Below are 1,513 nucleotides of genomic sequence, written 5' to 3'. Positions count from 1 at the left end.
TGCATCAGAGCGGGGGCAAGCTCTTCCTCGGCCAGGCAGGGCAGCGAGCCGCTGGCCCAGATGGCGTCAAAGGGCAAGGCGCTGTGCATCTGCTCGAGGCGGCAGACCCGGACAGGCTGGCCGCTGCGGCGCGAGGCCAGCTTCGCCTGGACCAAGCTGGCATCAAAGGCGGTGACCATGAGACCTTGCTGCCGGAAAAAGAGCAGATCCTCGCCCGCTCCGCAGCCCGCTTCCAGCAGATGGGCGCCTGCCGCCAGCTGTTTCAGAAAGCGCTGACGGGCTGACAGGGTGTCTGGATCCGCCACAGATGGCAGACTGGAGGAGGCATCATGACTGGGCAGTGGCGATACCGATGGCTGACCGGGGGAGGCATCATGATTGGGCAGTGGCAATATGGACATGGCAGGCACCTTCTTTCGGGGGCGCTACTCTAGCAAATTTGGCGACGGGCTACCAAAGCGTCGTGCCGTGAACCGCTACTGCCAGGCTGGAGAGCCGGTGTGATGGCAAGGAAAGGGGCCTGCGTTGGGCTGGCCCTGGGCTATCAGGGGCGGCGGACGGCCGGGCCGTTTGGCAGGGCTATCAGGGCAAACAGGCTGTCGAGCAGGAAGTCGGCCTCCCGGGTCAGGTCGATGCGCTCCGGGAAGTGCAGCCAGTTGATGATGTAGCCATCCAGGGTGCAGTGCAGCAGGGTGGCGGCCCGTTGCAGATCCAGCCCCCGGGGTAGCTGGCCGAGGCGCACCGCATTGGCCAGGGTAGTCTCCAAGTCCCGGAAGAAGTTGGCGGACTGGCTGCGCATGTGCTCGCGCAGCGAGATGGCTTCCCCTTCCAGCGATTCGAGATTGAACATGATGGTGAACATCTGCTGGTGGGCTGGATTGGTGCTGATCTTCACCAGCACCTCCTTGAGGAAGCTGCGCAGCTTGCCGAGAGGATCCGGCTCCTGTTCGGCGACACAGGCGTCGAGCTGATGGGAAAGCGGTTGGCACAGCTCCTCCCACAGAGAGACGAACAGCTCCTCCTTGTTCTTGAAGTGCCAATAGATGGCGCCACGGGTCAGATCAGCGGCCCTGGCAATATCGGTCAGGCTGGTCTTGGCCAATCCATGCGAACAGAACAGATTCAGGGCCGTACTCATGATGTGGCAGCGGGTCTGCTGCGCCTCTTCTTTGGTTCTTCTGGCCATCGATATCTGCGCCTTGTAAAAGTAAAAAAAGTCACTTACATACATTTATGAATGTATGTATATTGCCTCATCTTTCCGATTTTACCAACAGGGTCATACAAAACCTGTGGTTATTCATTGATTGACAGAGGCTCAGGTTCTTCATGCATAAACATATTCTCGCACGTTCGGTCGGCCTTGCCCTGCTGGCAAGCGGTCTGCTGACAGCTTGTGGCGAACAGGGCAGTGCTCAGCAAGGGCCGGGTGAGATGCCACCCGCCGCCGTGGATGTCGTCACCCTGCACACCATGCCGTTGCAGCTTACCTCGGAGCTGACCGGCCGCAGCG

2 protein-coding genes and 1 pseudogene are annotated in these 1,513 nt (G+C 60.5%); 1 reads left to right on the top strand and 2 read right to left on the bottom strand.

From position 1 onward, the window contains the following. Together BN1128_RS26285 and BN1128_RS16275 are read right to left on the bottom strand one after the other, a co-directional pair. Positions 1 to 401: SAM-dependent methyltransferase (locus BN1128_RS26285; RefSeq protein WP_244464604.1), on the bottom strand; the 401-nt coding region annotated here is incomplete at its 3' end. A gap of 143 nt (positions 402 to 544) precedes the next feature. Further along, positions 545 to 1,186 (bottom strand): TetR family transcriptional regulator, encoded by a 642-nt coding sequence (locus BN1128_RS16275; RefSeq protein WP_042870660.1) that lies wholly within the window; start codon positions 1,184 to 1,186, stop codon positions 545 to 547. 143 nt (positions 1,187 to 1,329) lie between these two features. On the opposite strand from BN1128_RS16275, the pseudogene BN1128_RS16270 reads away from it, so the two are divergent. Continuing rightward, positions 1,330 to 1,513, top strand: a pseudogene (locus BN1128_RS16270) (efflux transporter periplasmic adaptor subunit); the annotation flags it as partial.

Source organism: Aeromonas piscicola (genome assembly GCF_000820005.1).
Lineage (GTDB): Bacteria > Pseudomonadota > Gammaproteobacteria > Enterobacterales > Aeromonadaceae > Aeromonas > Aeromonas piscicola.
The sequence above is the reverse complement of the archived record's forward strand: the minus strand, read 5'-3'. Positions and strand labels throughout refer to the sequence as shown.

Excerpts from the sequence above, each read along its gene's own strand:
- BN1128_RS16275 (WP_042870660.1), bottom strand. The coding sequence starts at position 1,186 with ATGGCCAGAAGAACCAAAGAAGAGGCGCAGCAGACCCGCTGCCACATC.